The organism is Neglectibacter caecimuris (assembly GCF_034335015.1).
Taxonomy (GTDB): domain Bacteria; phylum Bacillota; class Clostridia; order Oscillospirales; family Acutalibacteraceae; genus Acutalibacter; species Acutalibacter caecimuris_A.
Window position 1 is genome coordinate 414,590 of sequence record NZ_JAWXXK010000004.1, and the last position, 24,202, is coordinate 438,791.

21 protein-coding genes and 1 tRNA gene are annotated in these 24,202 nt (G+C 51.9%); 2 read left to right on the forward strand and 20 right to left on the reverse strand.

Annotated elements, in window-relative coordinates; all coding sequences use genetic code 11:
• Positions 1-17: 17 nt before the first annotated feature.
• Together U8T64_RS08310 and U8T64_RS08315 are read right to left on the reverse strand one after the other, a co-directional pair.
• Complete coding sequence (locus tag U8T64_RS08310) at positions 18-1,061, reverse strand: aldose epimerase family protein (RefSeq protein WP_322182751.1); 1,044 nt, start codon at positions 1,059-1,061, stop codon at positions 18-20.
• A 3-nt stretch (positions 1,062-1,064) separates the two neighbouring features.
• A complete protein-coding gene (locus U8T64_RS08315; RefSeq protein WP_322182753.1) occupies positions 1,065-2,021 on the reverse strand; it encodes an ROK family protein in 957 nt (318 codons plus the stop codon).
• 167 nt (positions 2,022-2,188) lie between these two features.
• On the opposite strand from U8T64_RS08315, the gene U8T64_RS08320 reads away from it, so the two are divergent.
• A tRNA-Leu gene (locus U8T64_RS08320) sits at positions 2,189-2,275 on the forward strand.
• A gap of 233 nt (positions 2,276-2,508) precedes the next feature.
• Positions 2,509-4,314, forward strand: coding sequence for a beta-glucuronidase (uidA, locus tag U8T64_RS08325; RefSeq protein ID WP_322182754.1), 1,806 nt, complete (start codon positions 2,509-2,511; stop codon positions 4,312-4,314).
• Here the strand turns inward: uidA and U8T64_RS08330 are convergent.
• From U8T64_RS08330 to lysS, 18 genes are all read right to left on the reverse strand, one after another.
• A complete protein-coding gene (locus U8T64_RS08330; RefSeq protein ID WP_322182755.1) occupies positions 4,302-4,433 on the reverse strand; it encodes a hypothetical protein in 132 nt (43 codons plus the stop codon). The genes uidA and U8T64_RS08330 overlap by 13 nt on opposite strands.
• 25 nt (positions 4,434-4,458) lie before the next feature.
• Complete coding sequence (locus U8T64_RS08335; RefSeq protein WP_322182757.1) at positions 4,459-5,922, reverse strand: FAD-dependent oxidoreductase; 1,464 nt, start codon at positions 5,920-5,922, stop codon at positions 4,459-4,461.
• Positions 5,923-6,763: 841 nt separating this feature from the next.
• Positions 6,764-7,735 (reverse strand): sugar phosphate isomerase/epimerase family protein, encoded by a 972-nt coding sequence (locus tag U8T64_RS08340; protein ID WP_322182759.1) that lies wholly within the window; start codon positions 7,733-7,735, stop codon positions 6,764-6,766.
• Positions 7,736-8,205: 470 nt separating this feature from the next.
• A complete protein-coding gene (gene leuD, locus U8T64_RS08345) occupies positions 8,206-8,691 on the reverse strand; it encodes a 3-isopropylmalate dehydratase small subunit (RefSeq protein ID WP_322182761.1) in 486 nt (161 codons plus the stop codon).
• Between the two features lie 53 nt (positions 8,692-8,744).
• Entirely contained in the window at positions 8,745-9,197 is a 453-nt protein-coding gene (locus tag U8T64_RS08350; protein ID WP_322182763.1) for a shikimate kinase, read from the reverse strand.
• 245 nt (positions 9,198-9,442) lie between these two features.
• Positions 9,443-10,321: a GNAT family N-acetyltransferase gene (locus tag U8T64_RS08355; protein ID WP_322182765.1), complete on the reverse strand. Its 879-nt coding sequence runs from the start codon at positions 10,319-10,321 to the stop codon at positions 9,443-9,445.
• Positions 10,321-11,580, reverse strand: coding sequence for a 3-isopropylmalate dehydratase large subunit (gene leuC / locus U8T64_RS08360; protein WP_322182767.1), 1,260 nt, complete (start codon positions 11,578-11,580; stop codon positions 10,321-10,323). The genes U8T64_RS08355 and leuC overlap by 1 nt, the downstream gene beginning before the upstream one ends.
• Before the next feature lie 4 nt (positions 11,581-11,584).
• Positions 11,585-13,162, reverse strand: a complete 1,578-nt coding sequence (gene cimA / locus U8T64_RS08365) for a citramalate synthase (RefSeq protein ID WP_322182769.1) — start codon at positions 13,160-13,162, stop codon at positions 11,585-11,587.
• 6 nt (positions 13,163-13,168) lie between these two features.
• The gene (locus tag U8T64_RS08370; RefSeq protein ID WP_322182770.1) at positions 13,169-13,939 is read right to left on the reverse strand and encodes a hypothetical protein; all 771 of its coding nucleotides are present in this window, start codon (positions 13,937-13,939) and stop codon (positions 13,169-13,171) included.
• Positions 13,940-13,963: 24 nt separating this feature from the next.
• Positions 13,964-14,584 carry a formate/nitrite transporter family protein gene (locus tag U8T64_RS08375; RefSeq protein WP_322182772.1) on the reverse strand — a complete coding sequence of 207 codons (621 nt, stop codon included), beginning with the start codon at positions 14,582-14,584 and terminating at the stop codon, positions 13,964-13,966.
• 256 nt (positions 14,585-14,840) lie between these two features.
• Positions 14,841-16,556, reverse strand: coding sequence for a sensor histidine kinase (locus U8T64_RS08380; RefSeq protein WP_322182774.1), 1,716 nt, complete (start codon positions 16,554-16,556; stop codon positions 14,841-14,843).
• A gap of 5 nt (positions 16,557-16,561) precedes the next feature.
• Entirely contained in the window at positions 16,562-18,070 is a 1,509-nt protein-coding gene (locus U8T64_RS08385) for a response regulator transcription factor (RefSeq protein WP_322182775.1), read from the reverse strand.
• A 120-nt stretch (positions 18,071-18,190) separates the two neighbouring features.
• Positions 18,191-19,075, reverse strand: a complete 885-nt coding sequence (locus tag U8T64_RS08390; protein ID WP_322182777.1) for a uroporphyrinogen decarboxylase/cobalamine-independent methonine synthase family protein — start codon at positions 19,073-19,075, stop codon at positions 18,191-18,193.
• On the reverse strand, positions 19,026-20,036 hold the full coding sequence (locus U8T64_RS08395) for a carbohydrate ABC transporter permease (protein ID WP_322182779.1): 1,011 nt from the start codon (positions 20,034-20,036) through the stop codon (positions 19,026-19,028). Before U8T64_RS08395 ends, U8T64_RS08390 begins: the two co-directional genes overlap by 50 nt.
• Before the next feature lie 76 nt (positions 20,037-20,112).
• Entirely contained in the window at positions 20,113-21,480 is a 1,368-nt protein-coding gene (locus U8T64_RS08400; RefSeq protein WP_322182781.1) for an ABC transporter substrate-binding protein, read from the reverse strand.
• A 145-nt stretch (positions 21,481-21,625) separates the two neighbouring features.
• Entirely contained in the window at positions 21,626-21,865 is a 240-nt protein-coding gene (locus U8T64_RS08405) for a hypothetical protein (protein WP_322182784.1), read from the reverse strand.
• Positions 21,862-22,503, reverse strand: coding sequence for a hypothetical protein (locus U8T64_RS08410; RefSeq protein WP_322182786.1), 642 nt, complete (start codon positions 22,501-22,503; stop codon positions 21,862-21,864). Before U8T64_RS08410 ends, U8T64_RS08405 begins: the two co-directional genes overlap by 4 nt.
• 174 nt (positions 22,504-22,677) lie before the next feature.
• A complete protein-coding gene (lysS, locus tag U8T64_RS08415) occupies positions 22,678-24,192 on the reverse strand; it encodes a lysine--tRNA ligase (protein WP_322182788.1) in 1,515 nt (504 codons plus the stop codon).
• Positions 24,193-24,202 lie beyond the last annotated feature (10 nt).

A 24,202-nucleotide genomic window follows, 5' to 3' on the forward strand; every position in this document is an offset into this window, starting at 1 on the left:
GGCTCCCTCTTGTTTTTTCACTTTACCGAAAAACGGTAAATCGTTTTGGTGGTAAACGGAACTCCCGGCTGCAAATAGCGGAAGGGAAATTCCGGGTGATTCACGGAATCCGGATAAAACTGAGTTTCCAAACAGAAGGCCGTATGGGGCTTCATGGGCTTTCCGTCCTTTCCGGTAAGGCCCTCCACCTTGTTAAAGGTGTAAAGCTGCACGCCGGGCAGATCGGAAAAGACCTCCATCACCCGGCCGCTTTCCGGCTCATACGCCTCACCGTGCTTACGGAGGCTTTCCCCGTCCACACAGAAATTGTGGTCGAAACCGCCGCAAAGCCGGATCAGGTGATCGTCCGCAAACATATCCTTTCCCAGTTCCTTCCCCTTCGTAAAATCCAGGGGCCCGCCCGCTACCGGCAGCAGCGTGCCGGTGGGGATCAGCTCGTCCGATACCTGGGTAACGGCGGACGCGTACAGGGTAAGGCTTGTGCCGAAAATCTCCTTTTGCGGATCACCGGACAAATTGAAAAAGGAATGGTTGGTGGGATTAAAGGGCGTTTCCTGGTCGGAAAGACCGGTATATTCTAAAACCAGCTCATTTTCCTTTGTCAAAGTATAAGTAACCGTCATACGCAGCTCTCCGGGATAGCCTTCGTCCCCATCGGGACTGGTATGCGTAAATACGATGGCTGGTTCTTCTCCTTCCCGGAGCTCCGCGTTCCACAAAACCTGATGGTAGCCGCCGGGGCCGCCGTGAAGGGTATTGTTCCCATCGTTCTGAGAAAGAGCATAGGTCATTCCGTTTAGAGAAAATTTCGCGCCGCCGATGCGGTTGGCGTAGCGCCCTACAAAGGTTCCCTGATAATTGGCGCCGAAATATTCTTCCAAGGCGCGGTGTCCCAGCACCACATCGCCAAGTGCGCCGTTTCTATCCTTTACCAGCAGGCTCACAATACGGCAGCCGTAATTTGTGACCTTCAAAGTCATGCCGCTGCTGTTTTTCAAAGTAAATAACTGTGCTTCCCGTCCATCAGGCAGCCTGCCGAAGCGTTCCGTCTGTATTGACATTCTTTATGCCTCCATGCCCAGCAGGGCCGCACCGATAATACCGGCGTCATTGCCCAGCTCAGCGCGGCAAACAACAGTCTTTTTCGCGGAATTCATGGCGTACTGCTGCTTTTCGACAAAGGCGCGAACAGGGGCCAGCAGAGTCTCTCTCTCATTGGAAATACCGCCGCCGATGCAGAGAATATCAGGCTGGAAAATATTGATCATATTTACAATGCCTTCACTCAAGTAATGAATGTATTCGTCCACGATCTTCTGGGCAATAGGATCCCCCTTGCGCATGGCGTCAAAGGCAGTGCGGCCGTTTACCCTGTCAATATCCCCCTCTACAAGAGTCCACAGCGGGGAATCCTTTGGGGCGTCCGCCATATATTCCTTGGTGGTCTTGATCAGGCCGGTAGCCGCCGCGTAGGTCTCCCAGCAGCCATGACGCCCGCAGGTGCAGGGGCGGCCATCTACCACGATCACTGTATGGCCCAGCTCCGCACCGGCAAAGTTGCTGCCGGAATAAATTTTCCCATTGATAATGACGCCGCCGCCAACGCCGGTACCCAGGGTAATGGCGATAGCATCGTTGGCGCCCTTCAAAGCGCCCGCCATATATTCGCCATACGCAGCCGCGTTGGCATCGTTTTCCATAATGACCTTTTTCCCCTCCAGACGGTCAGAAAGCATCTGTACCATGGGAGTATTGCGGAAGGGCAGGTTGTTGGCAAATTCAATGATACCGGTGGCCCGGTTTACCGTACCAGGAGAACCCACGCCAATCCAGGGTACATCGTTCAGGGTCAGACCAGCGCTTTTCAGCGCGGCCTTGGCGGTTTCCGCCATGGTATCCGCTACCTGCTCAGCGGTTTCCGGCTGAGTTTTTGCGGAAGCGCGGGCAATGATCTGATTGTTTTCATCGACAATACCAACGGCGATATTGGTGCCGCCCAGGTCGATTCCGAGATAATACATAACGTTAGCTCCTTCAAAAATATTTCGGGTCTCCCCAATCTTAGAATCAGTATACTATATTTTCCAGGCAAAAGTAAACGGCTTACGAAAAATTTTCATGTCTTTTTTTCCGATTCATTGCTTGATTTTGACAGCTCAATATGATAAGATAAAAAAGTTATCAAAATGCCGCTATGGCGGAACTGGCAGACGCAAGGGACTTAAAATCCCTCGGTGGCAACACCGTACCGGTTCGACCCCGGTTAGCGGCACCAAAAGCGAAGGGCCCAGCAGGGTGCTTCGCTTTTTTCTATCAAAAACCGGGGTCGAACCTGCGACGTCCCGGTTAGCGGCACCAAAAGCGAAGGGCCCGGCGGGGTGCTTCGCTTTTTTCTATCAAAAACCGGGGATCGTTTCTCCGTATAGCCTTTTTCCCTCTGTGGAGCGCTGGACAATTCCGGGACCATTTTATATAATGGACTTAACAATTTGCAGAGGAGATGTTTTCATGCTCTATCCGGTTCAAACATCCTCACGGGCGGTAATGGATTTAAGCGGCGTGTGGGAATTTCAGCTGGATAACGGACACGCTTTTTCGGAAAAATGGTTTGAGCGGCCGCTGCCGAATTCCACCGCCATGGCCGTACCCGCTTCCTATAACGACCTGAAGGAAGGCGAAACACATAAGGAGCATTACGGCTGGGCGTTTTACCAGCGCCGCTTCTCCGTACCCTCTTTTCTGCGGAACCAGCGTCTCGTGCTGCGTATGGCGGCGGTGACCCATATCGGAAAGGTTTATCTTAATGGCCGGCTGGTATGCGAGCATAAAGGCGGCTTTTTGCCGTTCGAGGCGGAAATCAATTCGTTTTTGCAGGAAGGGGAAAACCTGTTGACCATTGCGGTAGATAACCGCATCGATCACTCCACCCTGCCGGTAGGCGGTGAAAACGGCGTGGGCATGATGGGAAAAGCCAGCGAGAACGCCAAGCCCCGGAACCTGCCCAACTTTGATTTTTTCAATTACTGCGGCATTACCCGCCCGGTAAAGCTTTATACCACCCCGCTTTCCTATATTCGCGATTTGTCCCTGAGCTCCCGGGTAGAAGGGAATTCGGCTTTTGTGGAATATGCCGTGGATGCCGTAGGCGAGGGCGCTGTTCGAATAGAGCTTTGGGAGGAAAACGGGAAGAAGGTGGCAGAATCGACGGAAAAAGAGGGCGTTTTACAAGTCGATCAGGTGCATTTATGGCAGCCGCTTCACGCTTACCTGTACGAAGTGCATGTGTTTTTCGGAGAAGATCACTACACCCTTCCCTATGGCATTCGCTCAGTAGAGGTGCAGGGAGGGAAATTTCTCATCAATGGCCAGCCCTTCTATTTCAAGGGCTATGGAAAGCACGAGGACACCTTTCCGGCAGGGCGCGGCTTGAATGTTCCCATGAATGTGAAGGATATCAGCCTGATGAAATGGCAGGGCGCCAATTCCTTCCGCACCAGCCATTATCCTTACAGCGAGGAGATGATGCGCCTATGCGACCGGGAAGGAATTGTGGTAATTGATGAAACCCCGGCGGTAGGCGTCCACTTGAATTTCGGAGGCGGCGCCAATTTTAAGAACGGGAAACGCGTGGGTACCTTTGATCCTGTAGAGGCCGGGGGCATCCGCACCCTGCCTCACCATAAGGAGGTCGTGCGGGATATGATCGCCCGGGACAAAAACCATGCCTGTGTCGTCATGTGGAGCCTTGCCAACGAATCGGATTCCGGGGCGCCGGGGGCGTATGAATATTTTAAGCCCCTTTTTGACCTTGCTCATTCCGCCGACCCGCAGCACCGGCCCTGTACCATCGTTTCGATGCAAATGGAGAATTTCAAGGAAGACTGCACCCTCCGCCTCAGTGATGTGATCTGCCTAAACCGCTATTACGGCTGGTATATTGCGGGAGGAGATCTGGATTCCGCCAAAGCCTTGATGGAGCAGGAATTGGCTTTCTGGAACAATGTGGGCAAGCCCTTCCTGTTTACCGAGTACGGAGCCGACACCGTGTGCGGCCTCCACGATACCACTCCTGTCATGTTCACGGAGGAGTACCAGGTAGAATATTACAAAATGAACCATGAGGTAGTAGACCGGCTGGAAAATTTTGTAGGCGAGCAGGTTTGGAATTTTGCGGATTTTGCCACCAGCCAGGGCATTATGCGTGTACAGGGCAACAAGAAAGGCATTTTCACCCGTGACCGCAAGCCAAAGCTTTGCGCCCACTATCTGCGCGGACGCTGGACGAAGATTCCGAATTTTGGTTATAAGGGATAACCGGGAAACCGCTTTTCCGGCAGGAGATCAATTCCCGCCTCCCCCCCTTTTTTCAAAAATGCAAAGCTGCCGCAGATCCGGTACAACAGCCGGAGCCCGGGGCAGCTTTCTTTTTTCATCGGCTTCCGCTTTTTAGAAACAAATTCACAGTTTGCCTTCCAGAATCTCTTCCCGGTGCTTTAGCCCGGTCTGCGCCGGGTTATCGATCAAATTTCCATGGATATCGAACCGGGAGCCGTGGCAGGGGCAGTCCCAGCTTTTTTCATCGCCGTTCCATTCCAGTTGACAGCCGAGGTGCGGGCAGCGCACGGAAATCAGATAGATCTTTCCCGATTCGTCCCGATAAGCGCCCCGTTTTTTTCCGCAATGCCGAATGATCGCACCCTGCCCTGGCGGGAGCCAGTCAAATTCCTTTCCGGGAAGGTAAAGGATCTCCTTCAAAAGTCCCTTTCCGCTTTCCAGCAGATCCTTCCCCAAATTGGGCAAAGCCGCCGCGGGAAGAAACCTGCGGGGAGAAAAGATGCTTTTTTCCCTTTTTCTTTCTTCCGCAATCTCCCGGCTGATCTGCCGGGCAGCCACCATGGAGCCCGTCATTCCCCATTTTCCAAAGCCCGTTGCCACATACCAGTCCGGGCGGGTCAGGGAAAAGCCGCCGATATAGGGCACGCCGTCCAGCGTCACGCAATCCTGGGCAGACCAGGCGGAAACGACCCGGCAGCCGGGCCAGAAGCTTTCCGCTTCCCGCCGCAGAGACCCATAAGCGGAAAGCTCCGGGCTTTTTCCGGTTCTGTGAGCTCCGCCGCCTAAAAGCACCTTGTTTTCAACGCTTCGAAAGGAAAGGCCGCCGGGATCGATTCCGTAATACATGCCGGAAAGCTCTTGCGCACCCTCCAGAGACAGCACATAGCTGCGCTCCTGATGCATGCGGGCAAAATAGAAGCCGGGAAAATTGCGGAAAGGAAAATGAGTGGCAAATACAATATGCCTGGCGAAAACGGTGCCGTGATCTGTTCGCACCTTTCTGCCCTCCACCCTTCTCACCGGCGTATTTTCAAAAACCGGAATTCTCTGTGAGATCGCCCCTAAAAATCGCAGCGGGTGAAACTGTGCCTGGGAAGGAAACCGCAGCCCCTGCGCATGGGAGATGGGAAGCCCTTCGATCTCACAGAGCTCCGCATCTATTCCCAGCCTTCGGGCGGCGGAGCATTCTTCCCGCAGAGCCTCCTTGCGCTGAGTGGTATACAGGTAAGCCGGTTCAGGCTGAAACTGGCAATCGATCTTCAGCGCCTTCGTAAGCGCTCCATATTCCGTAATTGCCTCTTCGCTGGCCCGGGCGTATTCCTGGGCGCGTTCCTCCCCGAAACGCCGCAAAAGCTGGTGATAGATCAGGCCATGCTGAGAAGTGATTTTTGCCGTTGTGTTTTTCGTCTGTCCGCTTCCCACTCTTTTCGCCTCCAGCACCACCGCTTCAATTCCCCTTTTACGAAGCTGATACGCGGTAAGCACACCGGCCATACCGCCGCCGATCACGGCCGTATCCACCGTGATATCTCCTGGCAGGGAACCGCGCTCCGGCAATTCCGTGGTTTTGCTCCAAATGGATTCCATTGCTTTCCCTCCTTTTCCCTTATTCTGGCGGAAAAAAGAGAAAATACTCATGGGAAACAAATTTGCGGAAAGCCCCTTGTGAACGCGGACAGCTATTAGTCGGCGCACAAGGAGGAATGCGCAATGAGAAATTATAAAGGGCAAGAACGACACAATAAGTTGCAGAGTGCTAAATTGTAGTTTAGCGGACTAGTTGTTAGCTGTTAGTTGTTAGTCGTTAGAGAAGAGCAAGCCCTCTTCTTTTGTCATTCTGAGGAACGAAGTGACGAAGGATCTCGTCCTTAATTCCAGAGCAAAAGGGTAAAGGACGAGATTCTTCACAAAGAAAGCAAAGCTTGCTTTGCTTTTTGTTCAGTAATGACAAGGAGAGGCCTTTTCCCCTTTCTAACAACTAACTACTCACGACTAACAACTTACCTGCTAAATTCCAATTTACCGAACAGTCCCCTTCTCTGTCATTCTAAGGAACGCAGTGACGAAGAATCTCGACCTTAATTCCAGAGCAAAAGGGCAAAGGACGAGATTCTTCACAAAGAAAGCAAAGCTTGCTTTGCTTTTTGTTCAGTAATGACAGTTGGAAAGTGAACAAGTAACCGCTAAATTCCAATTTACCACCCTGCCAACGGTCGGGTCGGAAACTAACTTTCCGTATCAAGCCGCTTCACGAGTGGCCGCGACGCCTCGCCGCCAAATTCCAATTTAGCAAACTGCCACCCCTGTTCTTCTTTTATAATGCGCTGCTCGACAGCGCCACCACCATCTAGAAATCCAGTATCCAGTATCTAAAAACGGACGTGCTGCGGAAAACCGTAGCACGTCCGTCTTTAGTTTCTTTTCTAAATCAAACCCAATGCTGGCCGGTGGCGCGATCCTCAAAGGTGATGGCACGCTTCAGGATATCGCAGGCCTTGACCAGGCCCTCGTTCTGGCTCATGAGAATGTCCTCGTGCTCGATGGACAAAACATAATCATAGCCCACCAAGCGAAGCTGAGAAACAAAATCCTTCCAGAACAGCTCATCGTGGCCGTAGCCGATGCTGCGGAAGACCCAGGTACGGTTCAGCGGATCGCCATAGGTCTTATAATCCAACGTGCCGTCGATAGGGGCGTTAAAGGGATCGATCTTGGTGTCCTTGGCATGGACGTGGAAGATGGCCTCGCCGCCCAGGTCGCGAATGGCGGCCAAGGGGTCGATCCCCTGCCAGAACAGATGACTGGGGTCAAAGTTTGCGCCGATCTCCGGGCCTACGGCGTCACGGAGCCGCTTCAGGGTATAGGGATTGTACACGCAGAAGCCCTGGTGCATTTCAAAGGCGATCTTATTGACGCCATGGGATTTGGCAAAGGCCACGAAATTTTTCCAGTAAGGGATCAGAACCTCGTTCCACTGCCACTCCACAACCTCCTGAAACTCGTTGGGCCAGGCGCAGACCACCCAGTTGGGATTCTTGGATTCCGGGCAGTCGCCGGGACAGCCGGAGAAGGTGTTGATTTGATGGATCCCCATCTTTTCGGCCATGAGCACAGCATCGTGCAGATCATCGTCAAACTGCTTGGCGATCTCCTTGTTGGGATGAATGGGGTTGGCGTGGCAGCTCAGGGCGCTGACCTCTAGGCCGGATTCCTTGATGGTGTTCATAAACTCCTGAAACTTCGCTTCGTCGTGCAGCAAAACGCCGGGATCGCAATGATCTTTTCCGGGATAGCCGCCGCAACCAAGCTCGATCATCTGCGCGCCCAGAGACTTAAAGTACGGCAGCGCCTCCTTCAGAGGAGTTCCGCCGATCACATTGGTAAGTACACCCAATTTCATAAGAAAAGCACTCCTTCCTGTTATTTTCGGGCCGGTAAAAGTATTCTGCAAAAATCTCACGCAAAGCCCGAAGCTATTTGGCTATATTATACAGAATTCCTACAAAAATTGCAATCCCATTTCTCAAAAATTCCGCTTATTGTTTCTTCTCTGCAAATTTCCATATGCGACTTCATCAGCTTAACTACACTAATCGACTTTCAGTCGTAGCCTTTATTTACAAAACCATGAGCATATAACAACTGAACCATTGTTCCGGTGAGCTCTTCCAGGCCACGGCAACATTATGATTTCACTGTATAAAACGGGCAAAACTGGAATTGAAAAACAACCTTCCTGCGCTCAGAATGGCCCGTGCCGCTTATCAAAAATACTTTCTCTTTGATAAATTACCACCCTTATAGCCTCACGTGTTTCTACAAGTCCCGCAAAGCCATGGACAGCATTCCAAAAATTGAAATGGATTTTTGCTACTTTTTCGTGATCGATTCCAGCAGGCCGCCGCTGGCAATGATGTTTTTGATAAAGGGCGGGAAGGGCTGGGCCTGGTAGGTGGCTCCAGTGGTCTCATCGGTGATGAGGCCGGAATCAAAATCCACAGAAACAGCGTCTCCGGCAGAAATGGCTTCCGCCGCTTCGGGGCATTCCAGGATCGGCAGGCCGATGTTGATGGAATTCCGATAAAAAATGCGGGCAAAGGTGGAGGCGATCACGCAGGAAACACCGGAAGCCTTCAGGGCGATGGGCGCGTGCTCCCGGGAGGAGCCGCAGCCGAAATTCTTCAGGGCCACCACAATATCGCCGGGCTTTACGTTTTTTACAAAATCCTTGTCGATATCCTCCATGCAGTGGGCGGCAAGCTCACTGTGAGATGCGGTATTCAGGTACCGGGCCGGAATAATCACATCGGTGTTGACATCGTCTCCGTACTTGTGCACTGTTCCTTTTGCGTTCATACAATTACTCCTTCTGTTCTTGATATTTTCCGCTCTGTTTCTTCTATCCGGGATCACAGAGCAAATTGTTCCTTGATCCACCGCGCGACAAATTCAGGGGAAAGCTCCGAATTGTCTATTTTTCTGTAATTTTCAAAGGGGATCTCACCGTCCGTGCTTTCCAGGCGGTAGTTGTCGCCATCGCTGATCAGCCTTTGATTTGACCGTTCGATATCCCTTTTTGACGCTTTGTGGAGAAGACGGTTCTCCGTGGCGTTTCGCTTCAAGCGTACTTCACGGGAAGCCACAAGCTCCATATAATAGAATTCCGTGCCATAGGGCTCAAAAATGCTCTTGATCCACTCAATATACTCCCAGTCAGATTTCTGGTCGAAGGCCCACAAATAAGTAAAGATCCTACCGTAAGCATCGGTCTTTGCAAACTCTTCAAAAACCACCTGACGGAGCCTGTCGATGGCGGCGCTGTTATAGTCCCCGAAGATCTCGAGCACCGGCTCGATCATCATGTGATTGTGAAACAGCCGCAGGTCGTGATTTTCATCAGCTCCTGCCCCACTGTCATTTTACCCACAGCGGCGTCGCCGATCAGAAATACCAATTTCACTTTATACTTCTCCTATCCTGCGACGTTAACCGCACTGTGAACAGCCAGTCACACTTTTTATAAGGGCTTCACGTCGTTGTCAAACCTGTGAAAAGCACGGGGCTGCCGCCCTTTCCCCTAATGAACCCGCGGCGCTCATCACAAAATTCACATTCTGATTTCACTCTGATAATACTGCTCCTGAAAATGGACGGCTTCGGCAATTTCCTCTTTGGAAAAGGTCATTCCCTCCGGAGCCAGCACCCATTTTTCCTCCACATCGTCAAACCGGTGAATGATGGCGATCAGCCTGCCTGTGAATTCTTTCAATGGGACTTCCACCCCCAGCACATAGGCGTCCTGCTCTTCTCCGTCCGGGGCGATCAGCCCGGGAACATAACCGTAATTGATGGGATAGATCAGTCCCGGGTGCTTGGGGTGCTCCGTACCGATAGGACGATCCATTTTAATGGTAACGGTATCGCCCAGCTTTGGAGGCCTCTTCCCTTCCTCTATTCTAGCAAACTCAGATTTTTGCAGGGAAAAGATCACATCGTCGAAGACCTTTCCCTCAAAGTTCCGCACTGCCCGGCGGAGGATCCCCTCCCGGACAAATCCAAGCTTCCGGAGCAGCGCAAGGGAAGCGGCGTTTTCGGAAAAAGCTCTGGCAGAGACGATCTCCAGTCCGCCCTCGCCGAAAAGGAAGGTGAGCAGCACTTTCAAAGCTTCGCTCATATACCCCCGGCGGGTGTATTCTTCGCCCAGATAATAATCCAGGCAAACAGATTCTACCCGATACCGCAGAGGATCCTCCTCCAGCCCGATATGGCCGATCACCGTGCCGCTCTCCCGCAGGCAGATCACAAATTGGTTTTCGGAATCCCGGACAAGGCGCTCCGCCAGTTTTTCCACCGTAGGCGGCTCTCCCAAACAGTTATACCTGCGCACAAAGGGCTGCCGCAAAATCGCCAGGATAGAAGCCGCGTCCTCTGCCACAGGCCTGCGCAGCAGCAATCTGGCTGTTTCCAGGCTAGCTGAAGAAGCCATCACAGCTTCTCCGGGTCTATCAGGTACCCGGTCACGGCGCTGGCGGCGGCAACGGCCGGGGAAGCCAGCACAACCTCGGAATCGGGGTGGCCCATACGGCCTACAAAATTCCGGTTGGTGGTGGAAACAGCTCTCTCACCTTCTGCCAGAATGCCCATATAGCCGCCCAGGCAGGGCCCGCAGGTGGGCGTGCTGAACACGGCGCCAGCCTCGATGAAGATCTCCGTGAGGCCCTCGCGGATACATTGCAGATAGATGTTCTGCGTGGCGGGGATCACAATGCAGCGCACGCCCTTTGCCACTTTTCTGCCCTTCAGGATCGCGGCGGCGGCCCGCATATCTTCTATTCTGCCGTTGGTGCAGGAGCCGATCACACTCTGGTCGATCTTTACCTCGCTTACTTCATCGATGGTTTTCGTATTCTCCGGCAGGTGGGGCATGGAAACGGTGGGCCGCAGAGCGGCAAGATCGATCTCCACTGTGCGGGTATACTCCGCGTCGGGATCTGCCTCATAAATGCCAATACTGCCCTGGTAACGATCCTTGCAGTATTCCAGCGTTTTTTCGTCCACCGGGAAAATGCCGTTTTTCGCCCCGGCCTCAATGGCCATATTGGCAATGGTGAAGCGCTCGTCCATGGAAAGAGAGGAGCAGCCTTCTCCGGTAAACTCCAGAGACTGGTACAGCGCGCCGTCTACGCCGATAAGGCCGATAAGGTGCAAAATCACATCCTTGCCGCTGGAAAAGCCCTGAAGCTTGTTCTTCAGCACTACCTTAATGGCCGAGGGAACCTTGAACCAGGCCTTGCCGGACATCAGGCCGGCCGCCATATCGGTAGAGCCCACGCCGGTGGAAAACGCACCCAGCGCCCCGTAGGTACAGGTGTGGGAATCGGCGCCGATCACGCAGTCTCCGGGACCTACAAGTCCCTTTTCCGGCAGCAGGGCGTGCTCGATTCCCATTTCTCCAACGTCGAAGAAATTTACAATATCGTATTTGTTGGCAAACTGGCGGGTCTGCTTGCACTGCTGGGCCGCCTTGATATCCTTGTTGGGCGCAAAGTGATCCAGCACCAGGGCAATCTTGCTTCTGTCAAACACAGAAGACGCCCCCGCTTTTTCAAATTCATTGATCGCCACCGGAGAGGTAATATCGTTCCCCAGCACCAGATCAAGCTTTGTTTCAATCAACTGGCCCGCTTCCACGTGATCCAGCCCGGCGTGAGCCGCCAAAATCTTTTGGGTCATTGTCATTGCCATTGTGTTATTCCTCCTGTTCCTTTTCCTTGAGCAGCATATATTCCAAAGAGTCCTCCAGGGCCTGCCAGCTGGCGGCCACCACGTCCTCTGAAACGCCTACGGTGGTAAAGGTATCCTTCCCATCGGTAGAGGTGATCAGCACCTGTACCCTGGCCGCTGTGGCGCTTTTGCTGTCCAGCACACGCACCTTGTAATCCGTCAGCTTTCCGTGGGAAAGCACCGGGTAAAACACCTCCAGGGCTTTACGCAGGGCCTTGTCCAGGGCGTTGACCGGACCGTTTCCCTCCGCCGCCGTCAGCTGAAGGGCATCGCCCACCTGCACCTTTACGGTGGCGCTGGCGCCGCAGTCTCTTTCTTTCCCGTAATCGGTATAGATGTGATAATACAACAGCTGGAAGAAGGGCGGGTAAGGCCGCAGCTGTTTTCGCACCAGCAGCTCAAAGGAGGCGTCGGCCCCCTCAAACTGATAGCCCTGAGCCTCCAGGCGCTTCAGCTCCTCCAACACCCCGCGAACGCCCTCCGGCTCGATTTGGCTTTCGGGCAGCACACGTCTGATCTTTTCCAAAATAACTGCCCTGCCGGAAATCTCCGAGGCGGGGAACCTTCTGAGGTTGCCCACCGAAACAGGATCGATGTGCTCAAAGGAGCGGGCGTCCTTCAGCACGCCTGCCGCGTGCATGCCTGCTTTATGCGAAAAGGCGTTTTCCCCCACAAAGGGAAGCGCCGCCGGAAGCTCCAGGTTGGCGGCGGCCGCCAGCTCTCTGGCTCCGCTGAAAAGAAGCGGCAGACATTCCGGCGGTACACAGGAAATTCCCAGCTTCAGCTGCAAATCGGGAATGATCGTAGAAAGGTTGGCGTTTCCGCAGCGCTCGCCAAACCCCAGCATGGTACCCTGTACCTGCGAGGCCCCGGCTTTTACGGCGGCAAGGCTGTTTGCCACTGCCAGTCCGCAATCGTCATGAAAGTGGACGGCCACTGGGACGGAAACCAAGGCGGCTACCTCCGCCGTGATCCGGGCGGCGTCCTCCGGAAAGGTTCCACCGTTGGTATCGCACAGACATACCAAGTCCGCACCGCCGCGCACGGCGGCGTTTAAGGCGGCCAGGGCAAACTCCCGGTCGTCCTTCCAGCCATCGAAGAAATGCTCGCCGTCAAAAATGACTTCTTTTCCCCGCTCCTTCAGAAACCGGCAGCTTTCCTCGATCATCAAAAGGTTTTCTTCCGGGGTGGTCTCCAGCACCTTATCCACATGAAATTTCCAGCACTTGCCGAACACAGCGCAGCAGGAGGTTCCCGCCGCCAGCAGGGAGAGCAGGTTTTCATCTGCTTCCACAGAAGTGTTTTTTCTTCGGGTACTGCCAAACGCCACCAGCCTGGCATGCCGCAGGGAAAGCTTCACGGCACGCTGAAAAAACTCTCTGTCCTTTGGGTTGGAGCCGGGATTTCCCGCTTCGATATAGGCCACGCCCAGGCGATCCAGCGCGCGAACCGCCGCAAGCTTGTCCTCCAGAGAAAAGGCAATACCGCTTCCCTGAGCACCGTCTCTGAGGCTGGAATCAAAAATCGTTACCATCCGTGTCATACCGCGTTACTCCCCGGGGGAAGAGGACTTCTCCCCCTTCAGAAGGCGCTGGTAAAACGCTATGGAATCCTCATAATACTCCATATCGTTTTCTTTTCTGGTAATGGAGGTTCCCTCTTCCTCCCGAACAGAGACCCGCAGATCTTCAAAAAGCTGCCGCAGCATATCGCTGTCAAAAGAATCCTCCTCTTCTGTTTTGGGGACAAACTCAGACAGTGCCGGAATTTCCTTCCAAGGGATCATGGCATTCTCATAATCAGAGGCAGTTTCCGGCATGGGGGTACCATCATTATATTGGTAAAAGCCACGAAAATCCTCCTGCATAAAGGCAAAGGCCTCTTCATTGTGAAGGAAAATCATACTTTCGTTGGCGAGAACATCTCCGGCAAACCGAGCCACAGCCGCCTGCTGCTGCTGTAAGGCATCTGCCGAGGAAGGCATGGAAGTGGAAAAAACATAGCACACTACATTGACCACCACTTTGCCGTCTCCGTTGCGGTCGTCCGCATATTCGGTGAGACAGCGCTCCAACTCCATTCGCCCGGAATCCGGCATGGTATAGGAGGTCATGACCCCTACAGTGTAATCTGGTTTTACCTTAGAGAAGATGGAAAAGAAAATGCTGAACAGCGCGGCAAAGACCAACAGACCGGCGATCAGCGGGCCCTTATGATAATACCACCAGTTCTTGCGTTTTTCTTTCGGCGTTTCCGGCTTGATCTCATTGGTGTGAATGGTATCTTCCCCGGCGTTGATCAAATATCGTTCTCTTGCCATGCTTGTTCCTTCTTTCCAGAAAATCTATTTTGTACGGTTTTCTGTTCTCTCCTTCGTCAAAGCCCTCACGGTCAGCGACCCCAGGCTGTTCGCCAGGGACACCGCCACTAAAAACAAAAAGATCTGCGGCAGCTCCTTCCAGGAGGAAATGCCGAACACGCAATAGCACATATCCGCAATACTGTGCTCAAACCCGCAAAGAATGAAAACGGAAACACACAGAAAAAGCCCTGTGACCTTTCCGAAATCGTTGGGATTGCTCCGGTAATTTTCCACCGCCAAATACATCAGGATCCCGCAGAAAAAGCCCAAAATCAAAACAGAGTACCAGCTCAGGGAAAGCTTTGCCGCAACAAGCTTTGAAGCTGTGTCAAAGAGACCGGGCTTCGCGAGGCGGATCAAACCGGAGGCTGCGGCACAGCCCACAAAATTCCCCAGCCAGATCACAAGACAGTTGGGGTGATTCCTGTTTTCCAGCACATAGCCGATCTTCCCGGTAAAAAGGTTCAGCCCAAAGGCGCAGATCACAAACAGGCCTATGGTAAAAAGCATCGCGCCGAGAAGCCTGCTTTCACACGCCAGATACACCGTGGCCCCGATACTGATCGAAACGCCTGCCGCTGCTGCTTTTCGAAAGGTTTCCATGTTTCATTCCCTCATTATTTCTTTCCCGAAGGCGGAAGCGTTTCTCCGTGGCTTCCGCAGGGTTGATACTTAGTGAGTATATCATACCGGCCCAGTTTTTTCAAGTAATTTCAAGCGTGCTCTCAAAGCCCTGGGGCAACGTCGGAAAACTGCCGGGCCACCGTAAAGGCAAAGCTTAAGGACGCCGGTTTTTTCCTCCCCGGACGCCCTTAAGCTTCACAATATAAAAACCCTTCGAAATGCTTCCGGCGGGCTTTTATCGCAGTTCTTCCCTGGCTATGACAAAGGTGATTTCAGTTCCTTCCCCCTCTTTGCTGACGATCCTCAGCCCCGAGCAGGAGGGATATAACAGCTTCAATCTGTCGCTGACGTTTTTCAGTCCGATATTCCCATAGAAATTTACAGTAGCGGAATCCTCGATATAGGCCAAAACCTCCTGAAGCCGTTCCTCCGTCATTCCAATTCCCGTGTCTGAAACGCAGAAGCAAATGTTTCCGTTTTCCTCGTGGATCCGCACCCGAACCGAGCCTTCCCTGCCCAAAGGGGCGATCCCGTGAAATACGGAGTTTTCCACCAAAGGATACAGGATCATCGGCCGGATCCGCAGGGCCGCCAACGCCTCCGGAATATCCAGCGCCAGCGTAACGCTGTCGTTATACTGATATTTCAGAATATCGAAATAGTGGAGCAGGTATTCCTCTTCTTCCTTTATGGTGATCGGGAAATCTCCCGCCGCCACATTCGTTTTCAAAATGGTGATCAGCGAACGGATAAAAGAAATAATATCCCTATACTTCTGCTTTCTGGCCAAATAAATCACGCAGTTCAGGGAATTATACATGAAATGCGGATTGATCTTGGACATGTAGTACTTGAATTGCAGCTCCCGTTCCTGGCGGTGGATCTGCTCGTTTTGCTGAATCAGATCCTTGATTTCCAGCTGCATGGTATTAAAAATTTTCGTCATTTCCGCCAGCTCGTCCCGTCCCGTTACCTCCAGCTGCATGGAAAACCTGCTCGCCACCGATCGCTTCATGCCCTCAGTAAGCCTTAGAACAGGGCGGGTGATCGTTTTTGAAAGATAGATGACAAAAACAAGGGCAAGCAGACTGCCCAGCGAAAAGGTAATGAGGATCATCCTGAGGCCCTTGTTTACAGATTCATTGACATAGCTTTGGTCGATGATCCCCACAAAATTTTTCCCCAGATTCGGCATAAAGGCCTTCAAATAGTATTTTCCATTCCGAAACAACACCTCCTCGGTAAAATCCAGCTCTTCCAGGCCGATCCCCTCCGTGTTGGAGTAAAACAGCCGCTCATCTGAAATAAAGTATTGGTTTTCTCCGTGAAACATTTCCGCCAGCATATTATCCATGGAAAAATCCATTACCAGATATCCCAGAGTCTCAAAATCCCGATCGTACCGGATAAAAGGAATGATAAAGCTGAAGGTCTCGATCGTTTCATGGGTCCGGTAATAGTTTATCGACTGATGGATCTCCGTTACTACCTGCCTCTGTTTTGAAAAAAGAAAATCCCGGTACCAATCCTGCCGGATCACCTCGTCAAAAACGCCGGAAGAGCTGATACTGTAAGAGCTGTCCCGATCTACGACATACAGATCAAAAATAACATTTTTTCCCAACGCGATGTAATTGGAAATTGCTTTATTGATCTTCATCTGATAAGAAAATTTCCGAAACCCCTGGCTGTCGTAATATTCCTTCAGATTCGCGCACAGAGTTTCGTCGCAAACTATAGTTTGTGCGTAATTTACCGCGTATTCGTAATCTCCGTCGATCCTGGCGGCGATCGACCGAATATTTTTATAATTGTCCTCGATCATCTGCTGCCTCAACACATTCGAGAAATAGAAAAGCATGGTGATCCAGCACAAAAGCATGGTGATCAGCAGCGCGAGAACGGTATAAACAGCAATTCTGCTTCTCACATGCCGAAAGCTTATTTTCAAACCGCTCACTCCTTCTGCCGCCTGTTCTCATGCTCGACAAATTCCATTGGGCTGATCCCGGTAATTTTTTTGAATATATTACAAAAATACTGGGGCGTTTGATATCCCGTCATTTGACTGACCTCATAGATCCGGTAATTGCCGGAACGAAGCAGGTCTTTTGCCTTTTCCACGCGAAACTCTGATAAATACTGCTTAAAGGAACAGCCCATTTCCTTTTTGAAAAGCTGACCGGCATACATGGCGCTTACGCCGATGGTCTCCGCGGCATCTTCCAGGGTAATGCTTTTCTGATAATTTTCTGCAATAAACGTTACCGCTTTTCTCACGTTTCTGCTGAGATTTTTCTCATCGGCCCGGGCAACCGAATCGGCAAACTCCTTCAGCTTTTCCAAAAAACGGTATGCCGTATCCTCCGGACATTTCAAAAGCTCTACCTGAGACTGCTCCAGAAAAAGATATCTGCTGTTGTGTTCCTCCAGAAGTCCGATCAGAAAAGTTTTCAAAAGGCAGAACTGGTCTATCCTTTTTTCCGGGATACAGCGATCCAGCACATATTCTTTACAGACCAGATATACCCTGTCGTAATTTCTTTCGGAAAGCAGCGCTTTGATCTGCGTCATCATCTGGTACAGCTCCGCGTGGTCGATCTCACGGCAGGCCAGCGACGCCTCGCACCATATGACCTGTCCCGCCTCCTTATGGAATACGCTGATCCCCAGAGAATCTCTGGCCTGCTTGTAGATTTTCCGGACGGAATTCAGACCCTGCAGCCGCTTGCTTACCGCTGCATCAAGCTCTTCCCCAACACCGCGTCTGATTTGACTGATAAAGCTGGACACGCCGGAATAATAGGCCAGCTCGCTGGGCGCCTGGGATTCAAAGAGAAACGAAAAAACATCGCTCTCTTCCATAAGCAGTCCTGTGTTGGCAGAATCCGTCTGCTGAGAGGCCGCCGCGCGCAAAGCCCCTGAAGTTACGCCTTCCCTTCCTCGAAACAAGATAAAGGAAAGCGTGCCTCGCGTTTTGTCTGAAAACTCCATGCCCTTTTCCTCTTCCGGAGAAAAAGTGCCTAAAAGCAAGCCTCTGATCTGCTCTTCGATTTGTTTCCAGCGATTTCTTCCCGCCCCGCCGATCCTGGCATAGAGCTTTCCCAGAAGCTCCGTCAGACCCTCCGGATCGATCTCATGCTTCAAAAGATAGTGGTTGATTCCCATACTCATGGCGTTTCTGGCAAAATCGAATTCATCATAGGCGGTCAGAAAGATAAAGCACACTGCAGGATCGATCCCCAGGATCTTTTCCGCCATTTCCAGACCGTTCATTACCGGCATTTTAATATCGGTGATCACAAGCTGAGGCCTGTACCTTCGAAACAACTCCACCCCCTGATAGCCGTTGATGGCCTCACAGGCAATGCGAAACCCAAGGTACTCCCAATCGACGAGAGTTTTCAAATCCTCCCGAACAATGTATTCATCGTCCACGATCATTACGCTGATCTTTTTCTCCATACTCCGCTCCGTTCCAGCACTGGCCCCTGCTTTTCCCAGTAAAAAGTATCGTTTTCCCATGAAAAAAAGTCAAATACCCCTGTTCCGGCGTTTTGGAAAAACGACGGACAGGGGAGTTTGTTATTCGGCTGTTTTTCTGGCGAGCTCCACCCATCTGCGCAGCCTTTCCGGTTGGTTTTCAACGGTATGTGTATCCTTAAGAATGATTTCCAGATTCAGCTTGGAAGCCATTCCAAGCGTTTCCCGCAGCTCCTTCTGAATTGCTTCTTCATTAAAGCCGCAGCAAACATAGGCGGGATTCGGCTTTCTGCTGAAAATATAATTCTTCCCCAGAAGCTCGCACATTTTTTCTTTGTCGCTCCAGGGAGAGACCGATACTCTTCTGAGCCTGGGAATCGTTTTGATCCATTCCCATCTGGCTTCCACCGGCTCGCAGCAACCATAGCAGTTGATGCCAAAACGCTCCAGCATAGGCAGCTGATAGGGAAAGATAAACTCCGCGAACATCTGGGGGGAAATCCCCACGGTCTCCTGGCTTTCCGAGAAGCCCCACAAATCCTGATAACTCACTGCTCCCTGATTTTTGGGAAGCTCATCGGTATAGCCTATTCCTCCTGAAGCGATCAGATCGTCTTCATTGTTGAGAGAAAGGATTCCCAGCTTTTCATATTGATCCATCAGATTGAGGTGCTCATCGCGGAACCAGGCCATCAGCTTGTGCAGTCCTTCCGGATCTTCATACATATCGATCATCAGATCTTCAAGACCAATGAGCTTGATCACCTCGGCCGTAATGCCCAGGGTCCACCAAAAAGCGCCTCTATGGCGCACCTTGAGAAGATCTCCAAAGCACTCCTCCGCCACGGAAAGCCTTCTTTCGCTTTCCTGGCGATCCAGGGACACCTGGCGAAACCGCAGCCTCTCCAGGCCTTCCTCCAGATCATCGATCAGCTTCTTATAGTGGAAGCTTCCCGTATCGCTGACCCGCTGCTCCACGTCCTCCATTCCCTTCAGATAGGGCGTTTCCTTTACCTGATAAGGAATGTTGAAGTATTCCGAAACCGGCGTACTCTTCCTCCTTTACAATGCTTCTGATGTTGCCGGACGAAACCAACAGAATGATTAGGAACAGGCCGTAAGCGATAGCGGCCCCATACCCGAAATCAAAGCGCTTAAAGGCGGTATCATACATATACCAGATGGCGGTAAGACAGCTTCTGTCCGGGCCGCCTACCACTCCGCCGACCCGCGAGAAAAGAAGCTGAGGCTCAGCGAACAGCTGAAGCCCGCCGATAATGCTGGTGGTGACCAGAAATACAAAGGTATTTTTCAGCATGGGGATCGTGATTTTAGTAAACTTTTTCCACCAGCCGGCACCGTCTATGCTGGCCGCTTCATACAGGTCGTCCGAGATCCCGGAAAGCCCCGCCAAAAACATGACCATCATATAGCCAAAATATTTCCATACCAGCAGAATCACCACAACCGCCATGGCTGTAAAAGGCTGGCCCAACCAATCGATATAGTCTGTCGTAATTCCCAGGGACATCAGCATCTTGTTGACTGTTCCGATCCGGGTATCAAAAAGAATGGCAAACACCAGACCCACCGCTACCGGAGTAGTGATATTCGGCGTGTAATTGACAAACTGAAAAAATCCTCTGCTTTTCACAAAAAAATCCTTCAGCAATACCGCGACCAACAGCCCGGCTCCCAACTGGAGAGGGATGGAAACAGCAATGAGAATCACTGTGTTCCACAAGCTTTTATAGAAAAGAGGATCTGAGGTAAACAGGCGGATATAATTATCCAGGCCAACAAAAACACTGGGATTTACCCCGTCCCACTTTGTAAGGCTGATCACAAAGGAATAGAGAATCGGGAACAAACTGAACAAAATGAATATGGCGAAAAACGGTAAAAGAAAAAGATAGGGATAGGCTTTATTGGTTCTCTTCGTCTTCATAATACACACAGCCTTCCGAAAAAATTGAAAAAGGGAGAATTATCAGCCGATATCTCCTCCCTTTTCCCTAATTACGCTATTCAGCTGCCAATTCAGGAACTTTATTGATTACTTCATTGGTGATATCAGCCAATATCTGGTCTACCGTAATGTCTCCTTTGCTGTCCGCAATGGCCTTCATGGCTATCAAAACAGCGTCGTTCACTTCCATGTCGTACTGATGCACCTTTCTGGGAACCGCAGTGCTGGGGATAATGGACTGTGCGTAGGTTTTCAGAACATTCTGTCCGCCGAAGAACTCGTCCTCCACACTGTAGAATTCCTCATCTTCATAAACAGGCTTATAAGCGCTCATATAATCCAGATTATCTCTGTTGGAAACAGCGCCCTCAATGGTGTAATAGCACCAGTTAACATACGCGAAGGCCGCTTCCTTGTCTTCCGCCTTGGAGGGAATCGCCACAACAGTACCGCCGTTCATGTATCCGCCTCCAGGAGGGATCATCAGGCCCCAGTTGCCGCTTCCTTCGGGATCCTTTACCTTATATTTCCAGGTAGGCGCCCAGGTGGGACAGCCGAAGAAGATGTGATTCGAACCGGAGATGGCGGCGTCCTCCGCGGGCGTGCCTGCCTCGATAGTATCTACCACGCCGGCCTTCTGCATTGCGATACCCATTTCAAAGGCCTCGCCCAGGGAATCCTTCAGGTTCAGCTTATTGTCTATAATGAAAGGTTCCTGATTCTGACCCATAAGAATGTTAAAGGGCCCGGATACATGGGTAAACAGCTTGACCTCTCCGTTGGATTTCTCAAGAACCTCTTCCCCAAGCTTCAGCATATCCTCCCAGGTTTGGATCTTTTCAGCCAGTTCATCGGGATCGTCGGTACCCAAATACTCCTTGGCAAGGTCTCTCTTATACGCAAGACCGGCCACAGGGGTAGATACCTCGATTCCCACCAGCTTTCCGCTGGGAGTTTCAGAAAGCGGGATCTGATAGTCCAGCATCTGGCTCTTATCCAGATCATAGGGAGCCTGGGTCAGATCCTCCCAGCAATCCAGCGCCATCATCTTTCCTCTGTTGGAGATCTCACACCATACAACGTCCGGAAGGTCGGAATCAGAGGCAAGGGCAGTTTGGATCTTCATGGGCATATCCCCTGAAGCAACCGTTGTGAACTCAACGGTGATATCGGGATACGCTTTATTGAAATCATCGATCACAGCCTGCTGATTTTCCTGGGGCTCCCAGGTCCACACATCCACAGTGCCCTTTAGTTTTTCCAGAGCGGGCTGCTGAGACTCCACTGTGGAGGTCTTTGCGGCGCTGCCGGGGTTCGCCACAGAGCTTTCCGGCTTATTGGCCGGAGCAGAGCATGCCGCAAATACTCCGACCAGCATCGTAAGGATCAGAAAGAGCGACAAAAAACGACAACTTTGTTTCATAGTTCGTACCGTCCTTTCTAAAAATGAGATGCTTTTCCGCATCTGTAGTGTCTTCAGTATATCGTAAAAGCATACTGCGGGGATAGATAACAAAATATAGATTTCTAACAATAAACATGGATATTTTTACTCTTTTTAAGCTTTTTTACCCAAACCCCAGCAAGAGGGTTTTGGGTAAAAAACTTGCCGCCCGGAGTTTTAAAGGAAAATCAAAAAATCCCATCGAGCTTTTTCTCGAAGGGATTTTTTGAGGATTATTATAAAATGAAAGAAAATCCGTGAAATTCAGCAAGGAGGCTTCCCGGTCAGGAAAATTTTCCCGTACAGCCCGCAGGCGTTCTTCGAGGGCTGTACGCCCTTGCCTCATGGCGTTAAAGCTTCTCACGCAAGGGTTTTTCTTTCGTTCAAAAACAGCTCTGTGCAGCGCTTTGCCGCCATTTTGCAAAATTCGGAGATCTCTTCCTCAGTGAGCTTGCGCGGCCGGGGAAGCAGCTCTATTCGCTTTCGGTGCCGCTCGTACCACAGAAGTGTCCGATCCCGCCATGCTTCGGCTTCCGCCGCGGAAAGCACCTCTGTATCCTTGCCCCGCGCCTGCTCAAGCAGCCTCCACATCCCGGCGCGGTGCGGGGAAACATCGTACAGCCAAAGATCAAGCTTGTCTGTTTCGGCGTAGTAGAGCTCACTGTCGCGCGAACCGTCCGGTTTGCGATAACGGCGGCCGCCGCCGGACAGATACACGTGTCTGTACCATAGCAGGTCGGTATAGAGATGCACCGCGTAGCCGAGAAAATAGTCGCCCTTTTCCGCAAGGCTTAACAAATTTCGCGCCACCTCGCTGTCGCTCTGGTCGGTCTTACCGTGTAACCCGTAGTGGCTTGCCTGCTTCATCTCACCGCTGTACGGGCTTCGCATATGCACGCCGTCGGGAGCGATAGCTCCGAGCAAATAGGCAGACATATCAGACGGCTTCAGCTCGTTTGCGGCAAGATAAGCCGTTTCAAGGTGCACCATCGGAAGCGCCATGCTTTCTCCTCCGTTTTATTCTCTGCTCCCCGATTTCTCAGTAGACTTTTTGTAAGGAGCAGATTCCAAAAAGCTATGAAAGCGCACAGAAGCACTCCGCGCTTTTCGGTACAATTTCCGTAAATTGAAGGAAGCTCTCTACCATTCACTGTATGTCTCTTTGCAGGAGCTCACTCAGTCGATCGGCTTCATCGTTGGGAACAGCAGCACGTCCCGGATACTGTCGGAATTGGTGAGCATCATGACTACACGGTCCACGCCGATGCCCATACCGCCGGTGGGCGGCATACCGTATTCCATGGCGGTGAGAAAATCCTCGTCCAGCATTTCCGCCTCGTCGTCGCCCCGCTCCCGGAGTTCAGCCTGCTTTTCAAAGCGCTGGCGCTGATCGATGGGATCGTTCAGCTCGGAATAGGAATTGCCCATTTCGCTGCGGCAGATAAAGAATTCAAAACGCTCTGTCAGCCGGGGATCCTCAGGGCTGCGCTTGGTCAGCGGAGATACCTCCACCGGGTACATGGTAATGAAGGTAGGCTGAACCAGATGCTCCTCCACCTTCTGGTCAAAGCACGCGAATAGCGCGTTACCCCAGGTCTTGTCCGCCGTTTCGGCCAGCTCCACACCCTTTGCCTTCGCGGCGGCCACCGCTTCAGCATCGTCGCTGATGCAGCCAAAATCGATCCCCACGTATTCCCTGACCGCTTCGATCATAGTCATGCGCTTCCAGCCGGGGGTCAGGTCGATCTTTTCGCCCAGCCATTCCACCTCATAGGTGCCGAGGATCTCCTTGGCCGCGCCGGACACAATGCCCTCGGCGATATCCATCATACCATGGAAATCGGTATAGGCCTCGTAAAGCTCGATACTGGTATATTCGGGGTTATGTTTGGGATCCATTCCCTCGTTGCGGAAACAGCGGCCGATCTCATACACGCGCTCCATGCCGCCGATGATCAGTCTCTTCAAGGGTAGTTCAGTGGCGATCCGCATGTACATATCCAGATCCAGTGTGTTGTGGTGGGTGATAAAGGGCCGGGCCGCCGCACCGCCGGAAATGGTATTGAGCACAGGGGTTTCCACCTCGATATAGCCGCGCTCATCCAGATAATTCCGCATAAACTTGATGAACTTGGAGCGGATCACAAAGTTTTGCGTGACCTCGGGGTTCATGATGAGATCCAGATAGCGCTGGCGGTATCTGGCGTCCGTGTCCTTTAAGCCGTGATATTTCTCAGGCAGGGGCAAAAGGGCCTTGGAAAGGATCGTCACAGTATCAGCCTTTACCGAGATCTCACCCCGCTGGGTACGGAAAACCTCGCCGGTAACGCCCACAATATCTCCGATATCCAGAGAGGCTTGCATGGCCTTGTAGGCCTCTTCCCCCATGACATCGATCTTCGCGTAGATCTGGATCCTGCCGGAAATATCGCGCAGATCCATGAAGCTGACCTTTCCCATGCCCCGGCGGCTCATAATGCGGCCCGCTACAGAAACCTGTTTGCCCTCATAGCCCTCTTCAAATTTGTCCAGGATCTCCTGAGCCTTCTGCTTTACCTCAAAGGTGGTGATCCGGTAGGGATCTCTTCCGTTTTCCTGGAGCTTTTGCAGCTTTTCCCTGCGGATCCGTAAAATTTCCTTTAGGTCCTGCTCCTCCGCGGGCTGAGTCTTCCTTGTTTGATTTTCCGCCATGTTCCTCATC